General features: G+C 63.0%; 15 protein-coding genes and 2 pseudogenes. 6 read left to right on the top strand and 11 right to left on the bottom strand.

Annotated features, from left to right (window positions below):
• The first annotated feature begins 103 nt into the window (after positions 1-103).
• The 6 genes and pseudogenes from FE811_RS21485 to FE811_RS28380 all read left to right on the top strand — a co-directional run.
• Positions 104-1,063: a DMT family transporter gene (locus FE811_RS21485; protein WP_012114956.1), complete on the top strand. Its 960-nt coding sequence runs from the start codon at positions 104-106 to the stop codon at positions 1,061-1,063.
• Complete coding sequence (locus tag FE811_RS21480) at positions 1,060-1,764, top strand: glutathione S-transferase family protein (protein WP_012114957.1); 705 nt, start codon at positions 1,060-1,062, stop codon at positions 1,762-1,764. Before FE811_RS21485 ends, FE811_RS21480 begins: the two co-directional genes overlap by 4 nt.
• 30 nt (positions 1,765-1,794) lie before the next feature.
• On the top strand, positions 1,795-2,679 hold the full coding sequence (yghU, locus tag FE811_RS21475; protein WP_120216265.1) for a glutathione-dependent disulfide-bond oxidoreductase: 885 nt from the start codon (positions 1,795-1,797) through the stop codon (positions 2,677-2,679).
• On the top strand, positions 2,676-3,482 hold the full coding sequence (locus FE811_RS21470) for an SDR family oxidoreductase (RefSeq protein WP_120216264.1): 807 nt from the start codon (positions 2,676-2,678) through the stop codon (positions 3,480-3,482). The genes yghU and FE811_RS21470 overlap by 4 nt, the downstream gene beginning before the upstream one ends.
• 34 nt (positions 3,483-3,516) lie before the next feature.
• The gene (locus tag FE811_RS21465) at positions 3,517-3,993 is read left to right on the top strand and encodes a peroxiredoxin family protein (protein ID WP_012114960.1); all 477 of its coding nucleotides are present in this window, start codon (positions 3,517-3,519) and stop codon (positions 3,991-3,993) included.
• A 10-nt stretch (positions 3,994-4,003) separates the two neighbouring features.
• Positions 4,004-4,636: pseudogene (locus tag FE811_RS28380) on the top strand (IS5 family transposase); the annotation flags it as partial.
• Positions 4,637-4,657: 21 nt separating this feature from the next.
• On the opposite strand, the gene FE811_RS21450 reads toward FE811_RS28380, so the two are convergent.
• The 11 genes and pseudogenes from FE811_RS21450 to FE811_RS21405 all read right to left on the bottom strand — a co-directional run.
• Positions 4,658-4,888, bottom strand: coding sequence for an AlpA family transcriptional regulator (locus FE811_RS21450; protein ID WP_012114961.1), 231 nt, complete (start codon positions 4,886-4,888; stop codon positions 4,658-4,660).
• 319 nt (positions 4,889-5,207) lie between these two features.
• Positions 5,208-8,216, bottom strand: coding sequence for a helicase (locus tag FE811_RS21445; RefSeq protein ID WP_140848708.1), 3,009 nt, complete (start codon positions 8,214-8,216; stop codon positions 5,208-5,210).
• The gene (locus FE811_RS21440) at positions 8,213-10,018 is read right to left on the bottom strand and encodes a phospholipase D family protein (protein ID WP_140848706.1); all 1,806 of its coding nucleotides are present in this window, start codon (positions 10,016-10,018) and stop codon (positions 8,213-8,215) included. The genes FE811_RS21445 and FE811_RS21440 overlap by 4 nt, the downstream gene beginning before the upstream one ends.
• A gap of 515 nt (positions 10,019-10,533) precedes the next feature.
• Positions 10,534-10,758 (bottom strand): annotated as a pseudogene (locus tag FE811_RS27605) (DUF736 domain-containing protein); the annotation flags it as partial.
• Positions 10,759-11,327: 569 nt separating this feature from the next.
• Positions 11,328-11,768 carry a hypothetical protein gene (locus FE811_RS21430; protein WP_140848702.1) on the bottom strand — a complete coding sequence of 147 codons (441 nt, stop codon included), beginning with the start codon at positions 11,766-11,768 and terminating at the stop codon, positions 11,328-11,330.
• A gap of 134 nt (positions 11,769-11,902) precedes the next feature.
• Positions 11,903-12,070, bottom strand: a complete 168-nt coding sequence (locus tag FE811_RS27600) for a hypothetical protein (RefSeq protein ID WP_181180917.1) — start codon at positions 12,068-12,070, stop codon at positions 11,903-11,905.
• 283 nt (positions 12,071-12,353) lie between these two features.
• Complete coding sequence (locus FE811_RS21425; RefSeq protein WP_140848700.1) at positions 12,354-12,776, bottom strand: type II toxin-antitoxin system VapC family toxin; 423 nt, start codon at positions 12,774-12,776, stop codon at positions 12,354-12,356.
• Positions 12,773-13,027, bottom strand: a complete 255-nt coding sequence (locus tag FE811_RS21420; RefSeq protein ID WP_140848698.1) for a plasmid stabilization protein — start codon at positions 13,025-13,027, stop codon at positions 12,773-12,775. Before FE811_RS21420 ends, FE811_RS21425 begins: the two co-directional genes overlap by 4 nt.
• An 86-nt stretch (positions 13,028-13,113) precedes the next feature.
• The gene (locus tag FE811_RS21415; RefSeq protein ID WP_140848696.1) at positions 13,114-14,040 is read right to left on the bottom strand and encodes a DUF2493 domain-containing protein; all 927 of its coding nucleotides are present in this window, start codon (positions 14,038-14,040) and stop codon (positions 13,114-13,116) included.
• A 311-nt stretch (positions 14,041-14,351) separates the two neighbouring features.
• On the bottom strand, positions 14,352-15,386 hold the full coding sequence (locus tag FE811_RS21410; protein WP_140848694.1) for a toprim domain-containing protein: 1,035 nt from the start codon (positions 15,384-15,386) through the stop codon (positions 14,352-14,354).
• Positions 15,386-17,185: strawberry notch C-terminal domain-containing protein (locus tag FE811_RS21405; protein WP_181180916.1), on the bottom strand; the 1,800-nt coding region annotated here is incomplete at its 5' end. The genes FE811_RS21405 and FE811_RS21410, both read right to left, overlap by 1 nt.

Raw genomic sequence — 17,185 nt, 5'->3', positions numbered from 1 at the left:
TGTCCGCGCCGATGCATTCTAGAACAAGTGAACTAAAACTCAAGGTGTGACCGGCGTCATCGTTTCTCTGCCGGCAGCCTTGGACGATCCAAAGGCTGGAATCATGGCTGCCCAGGAGGCGATTGAAGTTACACGAGCGGAACGCGTGGCGTCATGGCGGGGCACGCGGCTTGAGGGTCTGCTCTGGGCTGCTCTATCGATCGCGATCTTTTCAGGCTGGTTCGTGGTGACCCGGTTCAGCGTCACGCGCGAATTGCAGGTCTGGGACGTGACCGCGCTTCGCTTCGGCGTGGGCGCCGTCCTCCTTGCCCCGGCTGTCCTGCGTCGCGGTTCGCGCCTTCCCATGTCTGCATGGGGTGAGGGGCTTTTGTTTGCATTGCTGTGGGGTGCACCCTTCGTGCTCCTCGTGGCGCTCGGGCTCAAACTGACTTCGGCGGCTCAGGCCGCCTCCATTGCTCCAACGACGATGCCTCTCGTCGCAGGAATACTCTCCTTCGTCTTCCTGAAGGAACAGCAGGGGTGGATCCGGTGGACTGGATATGCCGCGATCCTCGCCGGACTGGTCTGCCTCACCGGAGCCGTCACGACACAGGCTCCGCCCAGTCCAGCCGGCGTTACGGCCCTAGCCGCGGCAGGTGGCATGTGGGCGGTCTATACGTTGCTGTTCCGCCGTAGCGGCCTGTCGTCGATCCAGGCGGCGGCGCTCATCTGCATCTGGTCGGCAGCTCTCTTTCTGCCAGCCTATGTCCTCTTCGGTCTCAGCCATCTCGGCCGCGCGTCCGCAAGCGAGATAGCGCTCCAGTTGTTTTACCAGGGTGTGTTGATGGGGGCGGTTGCGCTCGTCACCTTCAATAGAGCGGTTTCGCTGTTGGGCGCCTCGGCGGCGACGGCCATGATCGCTCTCGTTCCCGCTGCGGCATCGCTGCTTGCCATCCCGGCCCTGGGCGAAACGCCGTCGTTCGTCGAAGGCATTGCAATAGCAGTCATCGTTGTGGGCGTCCTGCTGGCGGCCAGCCGGCCATCGTCTGCAACACTGTCAATTCAACCGCAGGAGACACCATGATCCGCTTCTATTTCCATCCCACGCCGAACCCGGCCAAGATTGCCCTGTTCCTTGAGGAGGCAGGGGTTCCATATGAAACCGTGGCCGTCGACACCAGCAAGGGCGAGCAGCACGCTCCGGCGTTCCGGGCGATCAATCCGAACGGCAAGGTACCAGCCATTGTTGACACGGACGGTCCGGGAGGCAGGCAAGCGCGGGTTTTCGATTCCACTGCGATCCTGATCTACCTTGCCGAGAAAACGGCTAAGTTTCTCGGCACGCCGGAGGATCGGCCCGAACTGCTGTCCTGGCTGCTTTTCCTTGGCACGGGTCTCGGGCCTTTTTCGGGACAAGCCGTGCATTTCCAGTTCGCCGCGCCGGAGGGCCAGGAATACGCGACCAACCGCTATCGTCGCGAGGCCGAGCGCCACTATCAGGTCCTGAACGATCATCTTGAGGGGAGGGACTGGATCATAGGCGACAGCTACACGATCGCCGACATGTCCGCCTGGGGCTGGCTCGATCGCGCCTCCCGTGTACGCAAAGGGGCGGAAGACCCGCTGGCGGCCTTTCCCAACCTCAAGCGCCTATTCGAAGCTGTCGATGCACGGCCTGCCGCCTCCAGAGCGCGAGAAGTCGGCAAGGACCACGCCTTCAAGAAAGTGAACGACGAGGAGACAAAGCGCGCGCTGTTCCCGTCGAATTATCCTCCGGCGGCCTAAGCTGGCCATTGAGACGTCACAGGAGCGACCATGACGAATACCGCAGAGTACACGCCGCCGAAAGTCTGGACCTGGGAGAAGGGCAATGGTGGTCAGTTCGCCAGTATCAATCGCCCGATTTCCGGTTCCACCCATGATAAGGAGCTGCCCATCGGCAAGCATCCCTTCCAGCTCTATTCGCTGGGCACGCCGAACGGCCAGAAGGTCACTATCATGTTCGAGGAACTGCTCGAGGCCGGTCACAAGGGCGCCGAATATGACGCCTGGCTGATCAAGATCGGCGACGGCGACCAGTTCGGCTCCGGATTCGTCGAGGTCAATCCAAACTCCAAGATCCCTGCGCTGATGGACCGCTCCGGCCCGACGCCGATCCGCATCTTCGAATCCGGCGCGATTCTGATGCACCTGGCGGAAAAATTCGGCAGCGCCTTCCTGCCGACGGAACAGCCGATGCGCGCCGAAACGCTATCCTGGCTGTTCTGGCAGATGGGCTCGGCCCCGTTCCTCGGCGGCGGCTTCGGCCATTTCTATGCCTATGCGCCGGAGAAGATCAAATACGCCATCGACCGGTACGCGATGGAGGTGAAACGCCAGCTCGACGTTCTCGACCGGCGTCTTGCCGACAACGAGTATGTTGCCGGTTCGCAATATACCATCGCCGATATCGCGATCTGGCCCTGGTATGGCGGTCTGGTGAAGGGCTGGCAGTATGGCGACGCGGCGCAGTTTCTCTCTACGCACGAATACACGCACGTGAATCGCTGGGCCGAACAGATCTATGGCCGACCGGCGGTGACGCGCGGCCGCAAGGTCAACCGGACTTCGGGCGAGCCGTCGAGCCAACTCCACGAACGCCACAACGCGTCCGACTTCGAGAACAGGACACAGGATAAGCTGGAAGGAGCACGCTCGTGAACATTGATGGCAAACGCATTCTGATCACTGGCGGATCGAGCGGCATCGGACTGGCCCTTGCCCACGCGCTTCTGGCCAAGGGCGCGAGGGTAGCTATAACCGGCCGCCGCGCCAAAATGGTCGCGGATGCTGTCACCGAGCTGAAGGCAGGGGACAGTGAGGTTCACGGCGTCGTCGCCGACATTGCCACGCCGGAGGGCCGCGCTACAACGTTGGAAGGAGCGTTGCAAAAGCTCGGCGGCCTGGACATCCTCGTCAACAATGCAGGTGGGGTTCGGGCTGGACGCCTTGAGAACACGCCCGAAGCCGAACTGCAGGCGATGATCGATATCGATCTCGTGGCGCCGATCATGTTGACCCGGGCGGCGCTGCCAGTCCTGCGGGAAGGCGGCGATGCCGTGATTGTCAACATCTCCTCCGGGATAGCGCTCGTCGGTGCACCGTTCTATACGACCTATGCCGCGGTGAAAGCCGGGCTTGCCAACTTCGGCGAGGCGTTGCGGCGCGAACTGAAGGGTGAGGGCATCCACGTGATGACCGTCTATCCGGGTGGCACCGATACGCCCATGATGAAATCGAACCGCGCCGGACCCGATCTAGGCTTTTCGCGCGAGCCGGCTTCCGCCGTCGCCGATGCGATCGTTGCCGGCATCGAAGCCCGGGCGTTCGAAGTAATCCGCGGCGGCGAGACACGTGCGCAGATGATCGCGCTCAACCGCGAAAACCCGGCCGCAGTCGACGAACGCTTTCTCGGGTTGAAGCGGGCGTTGGAAGAAGCGGTGAAGGACCACTCGGCGCTTTGAGCGCCAAAAAAATTTAACAAGGAGTGCAATTGTGATGCTGCAGAATGGCGACGTCTTTCCCTCATTCATCTTTGGTCGCGCTGGCGGCGGCGAAATCCACTTGCCCGGAGATCTGGCGGGCGGGTTCGGTGTTATCCTGTTCCACCGTGGTTCCTGGTGTCCATACTGCAACGCCCAGCTCGCCGAATTTGCGCGAGCGGCGGACAAGTTCGCCGAGGACGGGATCAGGGTCGTCTCAGTATCGACGGACGATCGGGAAAAATCGGAGGCGCTCGTCGACAAGCACAAGCTAGGGTTTCCGGTCGGCTACAGCGCGGATGCACGAGCAGTTTCCGCAGCCACCGGCGCCTTCGTCAATGAGAATCCGCTAGCCCTCCAAGCGACCGGGTTCGTCATCGATCCAGAGGGCCGGATCGTGACAGCTGTCTACTCGACCCGCGCGATCGGTCGCCTTATGCCCGCCGATGTTCTGAATTTTGTACGTCACTTCAAGTCCCTGGCAGGCAACTAAAAAAACGGTTGATCTGTCGCCGCGGAGCACGGTCAACGATTACTTCCGGCGATGGGACTGGGACGGGGCGCTGGAGCGCATCCATCACGCGCTCTATGTTGCGTGTCGTGAGGCAGCGGGCCGGGAGGCCAGTCCCACAGCGGCGATCATTGACAGCCAGACCGTCAAGGGCGCCGAAAAAAGGGGGCGCTCGGTCGATCCGCCAGGCTACGACGCCGGCAAGAAGATCAAAGGTAAGAAGTGGCACGTCCTGGTCGACACACAGGGCCTGTCGATGCGGTCCATCGTGCATGCCGCCGACGTGCAGGATCGCGACGGCGGTGTGTTGCTGATGGGCGCGCTGTTCGGCCTCTATCCGTTTCTGCTCAAGCTCTACGCCGACAGCGGTTAGCAGGGACCAAAATTCCGCGACGGCCTCGCCGCCGCCGGTGCCCAGGTCAACGTCGAGGTCGTCAAACGCTCGGACGTGCACAGGTTCGTCATCCTGCCTCGACGATGGATCGTCGAGCGCACCATCGCCTGGCTCAACCGTTGCCGCCGATTGGCAAAGGACTGGGAGTACCTCAACCGCACCGGCCTCACCTTCCTGCGCTGGGCCACCGTTCGCCTCATGCTCCGAAAGCTATGCAAAAACACGAATTGATCCCAGATGGACTCTAAGCGATCAAGCACGATCCATAGCGCTTTGTTCAATTCGCCTTGGGGCGCGGCACTGCACACGATTCTTGTCGTCCCACGCCTCAAGCTCATCGACCCGGTAGAGAACCGCTTTGCCGATTTTTACGAACGACGGCCCTATTTTCATCACACGCCAATTCCGAAGTGTGCCAACGGAAACGCTGCCACGATAGCGTTCGGCTACTTCTTCTGGTGTGAGGAATGTGGTCTGTGACATATGCCCTCCTTCAGCAAGAAAACCTGCCGCGGTCATTGTTGACGATCAAGCGCGAGACGCATTCCGAAATGCGTCTGTCATTGGAGAGGCATCGACGCGATGGCCGAGCTTCGATGGCGCACGCTCCTGCACGACCGAACATGAGCGCGCGCAAGTGGCCAGGGAAGTATCAATCTTCAGGCGTAGGGAACGCGGCTAGTCAGGGATATAAATAGGCGGGAAACTGCACGACGCCGACTGGGATGATCAGGCCGCGTGAGGGGCTGCTTGTCCCGCATGAACAGGATGGACGAGCCGGGAGCGCCGAATGGCAAGCCCGCTATTTATCGAGGTTCTTCTGTCGTGAAAATGCGGACAGATCGAGGGTCAATGCTTGCAGTGATCGCGTCGTTTCCACGTCGTGATGCGTCAGGAGATCGACAAGATCCTCTTGGTTCGGCTGTCCCAAAGCAAGGCGATAGAGCAGCCTCTGCGTCCTCAATTTCGCAAATCGATCAATGTCGCGACTTTGGGGAAGCGCGAACAAATGTCGCTTTAGATCTGCGCCTTCCATCGCCCACCACGGGCTGAGGCCGGTTTTATCATTCGCGAATGCCTTGTCGGCGTCGCGTGCGATGATGTCCCACGGCGACGATGCTTGGCCTCGTGCTTGCGCAAGCGCTTGTTCACCTAGTTTTCGGGCGAGCGGTTGTCGGACAGTCAGTCCGCCGAAGCGCTGAACGCGGCCTTCTCGTTGCTCCAGGTCAACCGGGCTGGAACAAAGATCCCAGTGGCCGAGCCTGTCGCACCAACTATGAAAGTCGAGACCTTCCTGTCCGACAGAGGTTGTTGCCAGGACGTGGGGCCAGAACGGCGTGTTGAACGCGCTGCGGATTTCCTCAGAGCGCGCCGGTGGCGGTTCATTGACATCATGGTCCTGTCGATGCGCCTCTGTCTCGGCGCCCCCAAACGGCACCGCAGCGTGACAACGGATACGAATTTTGTCCTTCTTCTTCGCCCCCTTGAACCCGAAGGTGCCGACGTTCGCTGCGAGCGCCGTCGACAGATCCTCGATCAGCCCATCAGGGTTGACCTTGGATTTGCGCAGCCAAAAATGTTCGTCGAGGACGGCCTCCAGGCAGCCATCAACGCACGCATTCTGATATTTCTGCGTGGCGTCCTCGCCGGGCAAGACCGACCAGAAAACAGGGCGATCCAGATAGGTGCGCAGCCGTGTCCAGCAGAAGCGTACGAGCCGCGCGAAATGCTGCTCCTGGAAATCGAAAAGGTCCGGAAGGTGGCGATAGAGTGCTCGGCCAGTCACGACGCCAGGGGCGCCGAGAGCCATATCCACCAAGGCGTCCAACTCCCACCGGCTTAGCCAGGTGATCGCCTCTGCCTCTTGGCGCTGTTTGAGCAATGTTTGAAGTGTCGCATCCTTCTGTGCGACCCGGCCCCAGTTCTTCTGGACCACCGCGAACTCCCGCGCCAGCGGGGCCTTCTGCGCGTGCTCGATGGCAGCGAGGATCGCCCATGCTGGTTTGCGGCGTCGGTTGCTACGCGCATTCGGAGCATCCGGCGCGATCGTCGGGGGCAACGCCTGAATAATCTGCTGCCGTGCCCTGTCCCTGATCTGCTTCATCGCCGCCTTTCCCTTCACATCGAGCGGATCGACAGCGCGGATCAGGAAGGGGCTCGGGTGAAACAGGGCGAGCGTGGGCCCTTGGTTGGGCTTCGGATTTAGGTGGCGTTTCTTCCACGCGGCGGCGTAGGGAAGACTGCTTTTCCCAACGTATTTGCGCTCGACCTCTAGGCTGACAAGGGCTGCCAGGCTTTGCGGCGTGGCCCTGAACCGGCTGAAGATCAGCATCTTGGGTGATTGCGTCACCTTCGCCCATGGGCCGGAAGGCGCCCACCAAGTCAGCGATGGCAACACCCATGGGAGCGCAAGGGCCTCCGTCGGCACAAGGTCGTTGAGGGCGCGGAGCTTGGCGCTTCCCCAACCGTCTTTGGGCGGCTTGAAGCAATTGGTGACTCCAAGCCGGGGGACGCTGCGCGTGGCTGGAAAATCTATGTCGCGAGAAATCAGGTATCGGTCCCCCAACGCTTGCGCAGGGAGAGGCACTGAAAGCCAGTAGCCGATCGCGCTGCCCGCGAGCTTGGGCGGCACATGGTCGGTGAAATGGCGATAGACGTCGAGATCGTGGGGCTCGATCCTTACGGACGGCGGCGTAGGCTCTCCGGCATGGTCGGAAGCCGGACGCTCGGTCCGCGACATGAGCGGTGTGAGGAGCGCCTCGAGATGATGCTTGAGCGTTTGCGCCTCTTCGATCGCCGCCGTTCGGCTATCGGGTGGCAGGTGGCCGATCAAATGCAGGAGATCGCCAAAACGACGAAATTGGGTTTCAGCCTCAGCGCGTACAGCCGACCCGCCCAGAAATTCGATAATCTCGAAAAATTCGACATGAGGAGCAGCCCCAGCGCCGCTTTCCCAGCGCTCGGCATAGAAGCGATAGGGCGTGGCGGACAGGAGGAGGATCGGCGGCGGCGTCCCTCCATCTATTCCTGCCAGCAATTGACGCGCCAAGGGATTATCGGCGCCTGCGTCGAGCAGCTCGCGATAGCATTGGAACTCGTCGAAAATGACGAGATCGGGCGGGGCGGAATCCAAAGCGGCTTGAGCGAGCGCCTTCCGCATCCGGCCCAAGCTCTGGCCATGTTTGCTCGTATCGATCGCGTGCAGAATGTTTTCGCGGGCCGGCTTGCCAAATTCCGCGCGTAACGCTCGGCCATAAGCCGTCTTGAAGAGGGCGGAGACATTGTCGAACTTGCCTTGAGCTTCCTCGCACGCCCATGGCCAGCCGGACGTTGCGCCATATTCGATATAGCCTTCCGGAAAGGCCGCGGTCAGGCCCGGGTATAGTTCGTCCAACAGGAGCTTGATAAACGCGCGCTCGACAGCCTTTCCGCCGTAGAGGCCCTGCGAGCTGGAGAACGATGTGGTGGGTGTAAAGGCGTAGAGCCGCAGCTTTCCCTTCCGTTTTTCCTCGAACGGAATGAGACCGACCCGGTCGATGATGGAGAGTGCGTCCTTGGCGTCGTCCTTGTCGAGGAAGCGCAGCAGTTCGACCTTGTTCTGGTCCGCGACTTTGAGCCCGCTCGTGATATAGTAGACCGTGAACTTACGGGCTTTGCTCGCCAATGCCGCGAGCGTATCTCGGCCGACGACGGTTTTCCCGAGGCCGACTTCGTCCGCTACGAGAAACCGGCGCAGTGGGTTGCCTCCCGACAGGGCGGCGGTTGCAGCTTTGACCGTCGCGGCCTGGAAGGGTTTTGATTTCGCGCTCATGGGGCAAGCCGGGTCCGCACGATGGCCCAGATCTGAGCGAGTTCGTTCAAGTCAGCTCTCTCCGTTTCGCTCAGGTTTTCGCCGTGGGCGAGGAGCGCATCCACATAGGGCGCAAAATGGCGATCGACCCGGCCGAAGGCTTTGCGATCGCGTGCCCAAGCCGTGAGAATATCCTCCAACGTCAGGCGGTCATAACCCCGGCCTTGGGGGCGGTTCCCCCGCGATCCGGCATCTTCATCCCATGCGCCACCACCGACCGGAAGCGTGTCGCCACCGAGCATCGCACGCATCCAGTCATGAAATGCGCGAAGCCCCATGTGGCTGGCCAGCGCGGCTAGATCCCGCTGCTCTTCGAGAGGCGGATCGACGGTGACTCGCTGCATCCATCGCAAATCGCCGTCTGGGCCGCTTATCCGGACCTGAATGAAGGCAGACTGAAGTGACAAGGGGATCGGTCCAAGACCGAGGCGGACGGCGTCGGTTGGCCAAGCCAGCAGGTCGCCATTTGCAGATCCGGCGTGCAGCACATGGTCCAGGTAGGCAAGCGAAGGAACCGCCCGCGCTTTGATCGAGAAGCATTCCCCGTCGCGGCGCAGAATCGGATCCCAAGAGGCGATCAGCGCCTTGCGCGACTCTTCCAGTGCATCGGCCGCACTCATGCTGCGCAGGTCTGTGGCGGCGAGTTCCTCTAGGGTGACAGGCGTCGCTTTACCGACGAGGAACGCCAGACCGGATGCGAATGCTTCTCCGGCCTCGAGTTCGACCATGACTTCCGAGTTGCGTCCGGACCATGCCCTTTCGGTCGCATTGGCGCTCCCGACCCTCAAGATCGTCTTCTCGCCCGAGTGGAAGCAGAAAATCTTCGCATGGAGAGCAAGGGGCACCGGCTCCACATCATCTTCGGCCACAGGTTCGGTGCCGGGAAGAGAGAGCGTGGACTCGTCAGCGAGCACGTCCGGCGCCGCATAGGCCAGGATTTTCGAGAAGCCGGTCAGCGATGTCCTGGACCGGCTGACCATATCGGCAAGAGCCGGCATCGACGAAATCAGCGTTCTGGATCCAGCCGCCCCCCAGTGGCCTGCCTTTTTCAGAAAGTCGGGCGATAAGAACGGACTGATGATCGTTATGCCGTCGACCGCGCCGGATGGCGGCTCCGCTGGCAAGGGAGCGCCTTGGTCCAGACCATTGAGGAGGGCGCGTAAGCGAAACCCGTCTGGCGCATCCCACCAGATCGCCTCCAGTTGCTTCGAGATGTCATCGGCATCCTCGCGCGCTGCGGAGCGTGCGAGAGTGCTCGCGAGCGCGCCGACGCCAGGGAGCCGAACCCGTCCCTTCGCGCGCTTTTCGCTGCCGTCCAGCAAAACGCCCGCGTCGAGATCCTGAGATCGGGTGAGGTTCCGGCTGCCAATCCAGAGTTTCCAGCGGGTTTCCCCTTTGGGGCAGTTATAGGCAACCAAAGCAATCTTCGGATGCCAGCTGCGCTCACGTTCATCGTAGGGTTGCTCGACGATGAACTGATCTAGGATGCCCGCGATACGGGGGAGAGCGACCGGGCGCGCGATCCGCCCGCGCTGGATGATTATCCTGACGTGATCGCGCAGCCTGTCGATCGCTTCGGCAAAATCGACCGCCGTTCCGCTGCCCTTGTCATTGTTACGACCAATCAGGGCGAGCAACGCCGCGGCGACCGCAGACAGGTCGACCGAGTAGGTCGCGAACAACGCGAGCTTGACTGTCTCCAATCGCCCGGGCCGCAGTTCGTCGAGGTAGGGTTGGCCGTGCCAAGCTTGCCGATCGCTCATGCGACGGCTTCCAGATCACGCAGGAGCCGCTTCACATTCCCCCAGCGATAATGGAGCGGCTCGGCGCGACCATGGCGCTCGCCTTGCCATTCCATGCGCCGATCGACGCCGAACTGGTTGCTGGCAAGACGCGCGCGATCATCCTTCCTGCTCACCTCCGCTCGCGCATACACGTCGAGCAGCGGCATCGGATCCTTGCTATTTGCCCGAACCCAGGCCGAAGTTTCTTTCAACACGCCCTCAACCGCAGGCGGGAGGTGGCCGATTTCGGCGAGAAACAGATTCATATCCAACCGAGCGGCCAGCCCGCCCCATTGCTCGACCGCGTCTTTCAGTTCGGTGCGATGCAAATTTGGCTGCGGCCGCTTGTCGCGCGTTTCCTTGAGTGTCTCGACCTGGGCCGCATAAATCGCCCTGCCAATGCCCGAGAGCGCCGCCGCCTGGCCGGCCCGCTTCAGCATGGCGGCCTCCTTGCGGGCGAGTGCGAGAATTTCGCTGTCCCAGCAGTGATCCGCCTCGTCGAGCTTGAGGCCCAGATAGTCGCGGCCCTCGTTGGAGCGCTTGGACCAGGCGGCGCCGATTTCGGCGCGGCCGACCAGGATCCGATGGCTGGGGGCGTTCTCGCCGCTGGCACGCAGGTCGGGGACGATGCGGACGCCCTTGGACTGGAGGTTGAGGGTGACGATTTCGCCGGTGAACTCGTTCGAGCCGGTCTTCTTGAAGGTGCCGATGGTCGCCATGATAAGTCTCCGTTTTCCGTTTCGAGCCCGCGCCATTGCGGCCTCGATGGCGATCGACCGGCCGGAGGCGAGCGCCGACACATCGCTTGCGACCGCAGCGCAGCGGAGGATGGCGCAGGCGCGGCTTTGTTGTTTCGCGAGGAATGGCGGCTCTGCCGTCAGGGGAAGAAAGTCGAGACCAGCCGTTGTGGCATAGGCGCTCGAGGCGAAGCCGTCCTTCGGTCAGATCAGGCCATTGAAGAGGCCGTTTTGGAGCGGGCACTGGGAGGATGGATGACGGAGACAGTGGCGACCATCATACCTGGCACAGAGACCTGGCCGGCAATCACAGGCGGACGATGCCCTAACCAGGCCAAGGTGCTCATTTCCCTGTCCCGCCAGCCCTAACGGGATGCCTCGACGCCGGGAATCTCTCGGCCGCAACTCTGTTGCCGTCCCCCCCACGCGCTCCAACATGCCGAGACCAGAGGGCACAGCCGGTAATCCATATCTCCGCTCCCTACCGGGGCAGCCCGATGATGCGGACGGCGATGCAATTTGCTCTCGTCCGCTGAACGGATGATGCGGGGTTAGGCCTGGGACATTTGCCCGGTCGATGGGCCGGGTGCCGCCATTCCGGTGAGACGCGCGAAAGCGGCGATGCCGACCGCAACGGCTCCGATGACCGAAAACGCGAGCTGCCATGTCTCCGACGGCAAGGTGTGCTTCACGATACCGTGGGTGGCATGGAAACCTGCGACCACGGCCGGGGCGACGAACGCGGCAGCGACGAGCAGACGCGCCCAGGTCGGGCGCACCGTGGCGAGCAGGATCTGGCCGAGGCCAAACGTCGAACCGGCGGCGACAAATCCGACAAGGATAGCGCCGAGCCATCCCGCGCCGGTGCCATAGGCCCATATGCCAACGGTCACGCCCGCGAAGAATGGGAGGGCGAACACCGCAAGCGTGAAAAGGAGCCAGCAGAGGAATCCGATGGCGGCTATGCTGAGAAGAATGCTGATGAAGATCATGGTGGTGTCTCCGAACAATGTCAGACGGATGCGCCTCCACCACCACCATAGCGCGACAGTGAGATTAGCAGAATTCGTGTCACCGTGGGAGCGGGAACGCGCAGCGTCCCGCCGTGTGTGCGACCCTGTTCGCCTCATGAGGCGAAGGGGTCGATTTCGCTGACGATGGCAGCTTCGTCGCCATCGTACTCGGCCGCTGGGGTGACTGAGAGCGTGCCGTCGCCGGCGCGGAAGATGACGATGGCGGCCATCAGGGTGGTGGCGAGACTGAAGGCGAAGGCGTGAGCGGTTTGGAAGGACATCGACCTGGCTCCTGCTTGAGCGGAGGTCCATCCCCCGCTGACAGGCGCCCGAAGAGTCCGGCCGACGGCCGCAATCACCGCGTGAGGCGAAGCCGCAGCGGCGGCACGCGCATGCGTAGTCCGACCCTTTACGGGTTGATGGCGTCAGGCCATCGGCTGGACCCAAGGATCAGCGTCTTGCAGCGGGGGTGGTCGTCCGGTCAGGAGACCGTGTTGTCTGTTTGCCGCGAGGGCCGTTTCTGCCGGTTTGCCCGGCCCAACCCAAGTTGCCTGTGGCAGGTCGTCAGCGCTCGGCTCTCCAGGGGTCGATGACCGCAACGCCGGCGGCATCGAATGCGCTGGTGTCGCGTGTGGCGACGGCAAAGCCCTTGGCGGCCGCGATCGCTGCGATGTAGCCGTCGGGTGTCGGAAATCCCTTTCCAGCGGCGCGAGCTTTGACGGCAAGCTCGGCATAATGTCGTGCAGCACCGACGTCGAACGGCAGGACGCGATCCGCGAACAGCTCCATTACGCCGTCCAGAGCGTCGGCGAGCTTTTCCTTGCGCTTGCCGTCAGGAAGCGCACCGATCCCGAACATCAACTCCGCGATCGTGACGCTGGAGAGATAGAGCGTTTCCGCCGCCTGTTCGTCGAGCCAAACGCGCACGGTATCGTCGGGTGCGGGCTTCATCGCCTCGGACACGACGTTGGTGTCGAGGAGGATCATTCGAAGCTCATCGGCTTGGCCGGCGTCTTGTCGCGCGCTTGGCCGAGCGCATCGACATCCTCATTGGTCAGCCCGAGGCGGCGGCTACGTTCCGCGAGAGCGCTGCCGAGCCGGAGGCGCGTATCGGGGCGGACAGCCGTCTCGAGGATGTCGCGCATTTCGGCCTCCGCGCTGCGGCCGTGCTGCGCCGCCCGCACCTTGAGGGCGCGGTGCGTCGCGTCGGGCAGGTTCCGGATCGTGACTGCGGGCATGATAGCGTCTCCGTCGGGATTGATGGCAATGATAGCAATATAGTGAAAGTGCCATCATTCTGCAAGTCGGCGGGTTTAGGCGGCGCTTATGCGCCGCCCGAGCCGAACCGATAGACCGGGATACCCATCTTACGGGCTTTGTCGGCCAGATTGTCCTGAATACCCGTGCCGGGGAAGATCACGACCCCGATCGGCACGACGCTGAGCATCTGGTCGTTGCGTTTGAACGGTGCGGCCTTGGCATGCTTCGTCCAATTTGGCTTGAAGGCGACCTGCGGCACCTTGCGGCTGTCGGCCCAACGGGAGGCGATCATTTCGGAGCCTTTCGGCGAGCCGCCGTGCAGCAGCACCATGTCCGGATGCTTGGCGTGAATCTGATCGAGCTTGGCCCAGATATGCTTGTGGTCGGCGGTGTCTCCACCCGAAAAGGCGATCTTCGGGCCGGCGGGCACGAGCACCTCGGTATCCGCGCGCCGCTTGGCGGCGAGGAAATCCCGACTGTCGATGAGCGCCGCGGTGAGGTGGCGATGGTTGACCCGTGATCCGGCTCGCTGTGACCAGGGTGAGCCGGTGGCGATGCGGTAGCGTTCGGCGGCGGCTTCGCGGAAGGTTTCCATGCCGTCGCGCCGGTCGATCAGGTTCATGCCGATGTCGAGCAGGCGCTCGAGCTGGAGGGACTTCACCTCCGAGCCATCCTGTTCGCGCTGAAGCTGCTTCTGTGCCTGTTCGTTGTCGTCGAGATTCCGTTCGATCCGGTCCACGGCGCGGTGGAACATATTGACGGTCGACCAGAGTAGATCGGGGAGGTCGTAATCGAGGCTGGTGTCGGTGATCGTGGCGACCAGGGCGTCGAAGATGTCGGCGACGGCGCCTTCGACGATGCGGTCTTCCGGTGGCGGGCGCTGGTCGAGTTCGTCTTCGGAGGGGCGGTAGCCGTGAAGCTGCAATTCCTGGATCAGGTGGTCGGTTGGGGATGATTCATGGTGCGGCTCGTAGTCGTCATGCTCGCTCATGGGATGCTCCATCGGTTGGACCGCGACCGTCGCGGCCTTCATGGCGACGAAGCTGTCGGACGGGACGGACCTGCACCCCGAGCGTAGCGAGATGGCCGAAGCGCCAGCGGAGGATGGCGAAGGCCGGCGATTTTGTTTCGCGATTGAAAGGCGCGGCACGCGCCGCCGGAAAATCGTCGGCCGTAGCCATTGCCGATCCGGCCCGGCTGACGGCCGATCGCCCTCTCGAAGGCCGAGGCGCGGTCCTCTTTCGATGGTGTGCGCATCCTTGCGGGCATGGCGACTGCGCGCCGCCCTTCAGCCCTTTCCGGCTAGGCTGCCAGACTCATGAATCGCACGACGTCCTCCGGTGCGAGTTGCACGCGGACGCCCGCCCGGAGCGCATCGATGCCGAGCCGTTGGAGATCCTCGTTGAAGTCCCCGAATGCCGGCGACAATGGAATGGCCTCGATGCCTTCGGCGTTCGCCCGTTCAATCAGCGTGTCCCGCGCGCCGTTGCCAGCTGGATCGTCATCGCGGACGATATAGAGCCGCCGCAATTTCGGCGGGAACAGGATGGCGGCCAGATGTGCCGCTGAGAGCGCTGGCGCCATCGCCATGTCGGGCAGGACTTGCCGGAGCGACAGCATGGTCTCGATACCTTCGCCTGCCGCCATCACGGTGCCCGGAACACCGATGCGGACGGCAGCCCCAAGCAGATCGCCCATCGCCTTGCGCGGCGTGTCGATCGGGGCTTTGTCCGAGCCGTCTGGCGCGAGCCAGGTGCGGTGCGCGCCGGTGATCTTGCCGGTGAGGTCGGTGACGGCAGCGATCATGGCTGGCCAGACTTCCGTCGGGCCATCATCGGGTTTGTAGTAGCAGCGGGGATGGAAACGCAGGTTTCCGGTTCCGTGCAGAAACGTAATGCCGCGTCCACGCAGATACGTTTGTACGATGGTCCCGACGATAGGCTGCGTCATGGCGATGAGCCGACGTGCCGCTTCGGCCGATCCTGATGGCGCTGGTGCCAGGCCGCGACGCGGTACTGGCTCCGGTTCGGAATGTGGCAGACTGAGGAAGGTGCGGGCCTCGTCGGCTATGTCGGCGAAGTCGATGAGGCCGAGCGCTTCACGGATCACGTCGAGAAGGTCGCCATGTTCCCCGGTCGCGGCGTCCGTCCATTTCCCAGCGCGGCCCTTCGGGCTGTTCTTGAGCCGAACGAACATTGAGCGGCCCTTGGTGTTGCGGACGTCGCCAACCTGCCAGTAATTGCCCTGGCGCTGGCCGTTCGAGAGATAGTGACGGCAGACCGCCTCGGCCTGATGGCCGAGACGGTGAGCCAAATCGGAAGCGTTCTGCCGTGCCATCACGCTGCCTCGCGCTCGCTGATCCGCTCGACCGGATAGGTGTCGAGCAGCTTGCCGAGGATGGCGGGACCGGAGGTGTCGATCGGAACGAAGAAGCGCAGCTTCCATGAGATGATCTCGCTGAAGAGGCCGTAGGCACGCAGGCGATCCCGCATGGCCTCGGTGAAGCCGGATAGTTCGACCCGGTTCGCGCCCATGATGCGCGCACGGCGAAGCTGGAGTCCGTCGGCCAGGTCGAGGATGGTGTGGCCGTCCAGTAGAGCGGCGTAAGCCTCGTCGCTGGTGAGATTGGTCGCGCCGGTAGAGGCGGCGTTCGCGGCCCAGGCGGGAGAGACCCGCCGCCCGATGATGCGCTCGCCATCGTCGGTCTGGAGCCGATAGACCCGCGTCGACTCGTTCGGCAGACGCTTCCACACGGGCAGGAGCAAACCGCTGACCATGTGGATCATGCCCTCGGTGTAAGCTGGCACCTCGGCAACTTCGCGCTGCCAGATGGCCGCGAACGTGTCGCGATCCGCCTCCTGCCAATGGCTGTCGTCCATCATGGCGATGGTCGCGTGATGTTGTTCCATGGGTCGGATCAGCCGGACGCGGCGTTCGATCTCGCCATCGTCGAGCATGATGGATGGCGCCGGCACCTGGACAGCAGCTCGTCCCGAACGCGCATTGACGAGCAGCCGGGCATGCGGATCGTCGAGCCAGCCGAGCGCCGTATCGAGCGTGGTTGGCTGGTTTCGGCGGCGCTCGGTGATGGCGAGCAGCCGCGTCTGTGCGCCCGTTGCCGGATGGGTGTAGATGGTCGTGCGCTCGGTGACGACGAAGCTCTCCGCCGTCAGCGTTTCCAGCCCGACATCATAGACGCCGCTGGCAATGGCCCCGGCCACCTTGGCGTCGAGCAATTGCTCGAAGGCGGTGAAGAGGATGCCCTGCAACTCGATGGTGAGCGCCAGCAGGCGGTTCAGGAAGGTGGTGATCGGCGGCAACTCATCCTTGATGCCATTGTCGTCCATCAGCTTCAGGCCAGTCGCGGCCTCGAAACGCCCCAGCGAGCAGCCATCGACCTTGCCGCGCACGATCAGGAGATAGAGCTGGCGCAGCGCAGCGCGGGCGTAGCTCGATTCCAGATTGTCCTCGGGACGAAACAGCCCTTGGCCGCCGGTCTGGCGCTGGCCGCGCGTGATCGCGCCTAGCGTATCGAGCCGGCGCGCGATCGTGGACAGGAAGCGCTTCTCGGCTTTGACGTTCGTGGCGATCGGACGGAACAGCGGCGGCTGTGCCTGGTTGGTGCGGTTGGTGCGACCGAGGCCCTGAATGGCGGCATCGGCCTTCCACCCCGGCTCGAGCAGATAATGCACCCGCAGGCGCTGGTTCTTCGCTGACAGCTCGGCGTGATAGCTGCGGCCTGTGCCGCCCGCTTCGCTGAACACGAGGATGCGTTTCAGGTCGTCCATGAAGGCGGTGGTTTCGGCGAGGTTCGCCGATGGCGCCCGGTTTTCCACGGCCAGGCGTTCACCCTTGCGGACGATGCGCCGCGAGCGGCCCGTCACCTCGGCCACTTGTGTCGTGCCGAAGCGCTGCACGATCTGGTCGAGAGCGCCCGGAACGGGAGGCAGGGAGGCGAGCCGTTCGATCAGCTCGTCACGGCGCGCGACAGCTTCGCGGCTCTCGACGGGCTGGCCGTCGCGATAGACCGGGCGGGAGGACAGATTGCCTTCGCCGTCCGTGAACGGCTCGTAGAGCTGGACCGGAAAGGAGTGGGCCAGATAGTCCAGAACATAATATGCCGCGTCCGCGTTATG

Origin of the sequence: Paracoccus sp. FO-3 (assembly GCF_006386455.1) — a bacterium.
GTDB classification, from domain to species: domain Bacteria; phylum Pseudomonadota; class Alphaproteobacteria; order Rhodobacterales; family Rhodobacteraceae; genus Paracoccus; species Paracoccus versutus.
Note: the sequence above shows the minus strand (reverse complement) of the source record. Positions and strands in the feature narration are given on the sequence as shown.

Excerpts from the sequence above, each read along its gene's own strand:
- FE811_RS21485 (WP_012114956.1), top strand. The coding sequence starts at position 104 with ATGGCTGCCCAGGAGGCGATTGAAGTTACACGAGCGGAACGCGTGGCG.
- FE811_RS21465 (WP_012114960.1), top strand. The coding sequence starts at position 3,517 with ATGCTGCAGAATGGCGACGTCTTTCCCTCATTCATCTTTGGTCGCGCT.
- yghU (WP_120216265.1), top strand. The coding sequence starts at position 1,795 with ATGACGAATACCGCAGAGTACACGCCGCCGAAAGTCTGGACCTGGGAG.
- FE811_RS21480 (WP_012114957.1), top strand. The coding sequence starts at position 1,060 with ATGATCCGCTTCTATTTCCATCCCACGCCGAACCCGGCCAAGATTGCC.
- FE811_RS21415 (WP_140848696.1), bottom strand. The coding sequence starts at position 14,040 with ATGAGCGAGCATGACGACTACGAGCCGCACCATGAATCATCCCCAACC.
- FE811_RS27600 (WP_181180917.1), bottom strand. The coding sequence starts at position 12,070 with ATGTCCTTCCAAACCGCTCACGCCTTCGCCTTCAGTCTCGCCACCACC.
- FE811_RS21430 (WP_140848702.1), bottom strand. The coding sequence starts at position 11,768 with ATGATCTTCATCAGCATTCTTCTCAGCATAGCCGCCATCGGATTCCTC.
- FE811_RS21420 (WP_140848698.1), bottom strand. The coding sequence starts at position 13,027 with ATGCCCGCAGTCACGATCCGGAACCTGCCCGACGCGACGCACCGCGCC.
- FE811_RS21450 (WP_012114961.1), bottom strand. The coding sequence starts at position 4,888 with ATGTCACAGACCACATTCCTCACACCAGAAGAAGTAGCCGAACGCTAT.
- FE811_RS21440 (WP_140848706.1), bottom strand. The coding sequence starts at position 10,018 with ATGAGCGATCGGCAAGCTTGGCACGGCCAACCCTACCTCGACGAACTG.
- FE811_RS21445 (WP_140848708.1), bottom strand. The coding sequence starts at position 8,216 with ATGAGCGCGAAATCAAAACCCTTCCAGGCCGCGACGGTCAAAGCTGCA.
- FE811_RS21410 (WP_140848694.1), bottom strand. The coding sequence starts at position 15,386 with ATGGCACGGCAGAACGCTTCCGATTTGGCTCACCGTCTCGGCCATCAG.
- FE811_RS21425 (WP_140848700.1), bottom strand. The coding sequence starts at position 12,776 with ATGATCCTCCTCGACACCAACGTCGTGTCCGAGGCGATGAAGCCCGCA.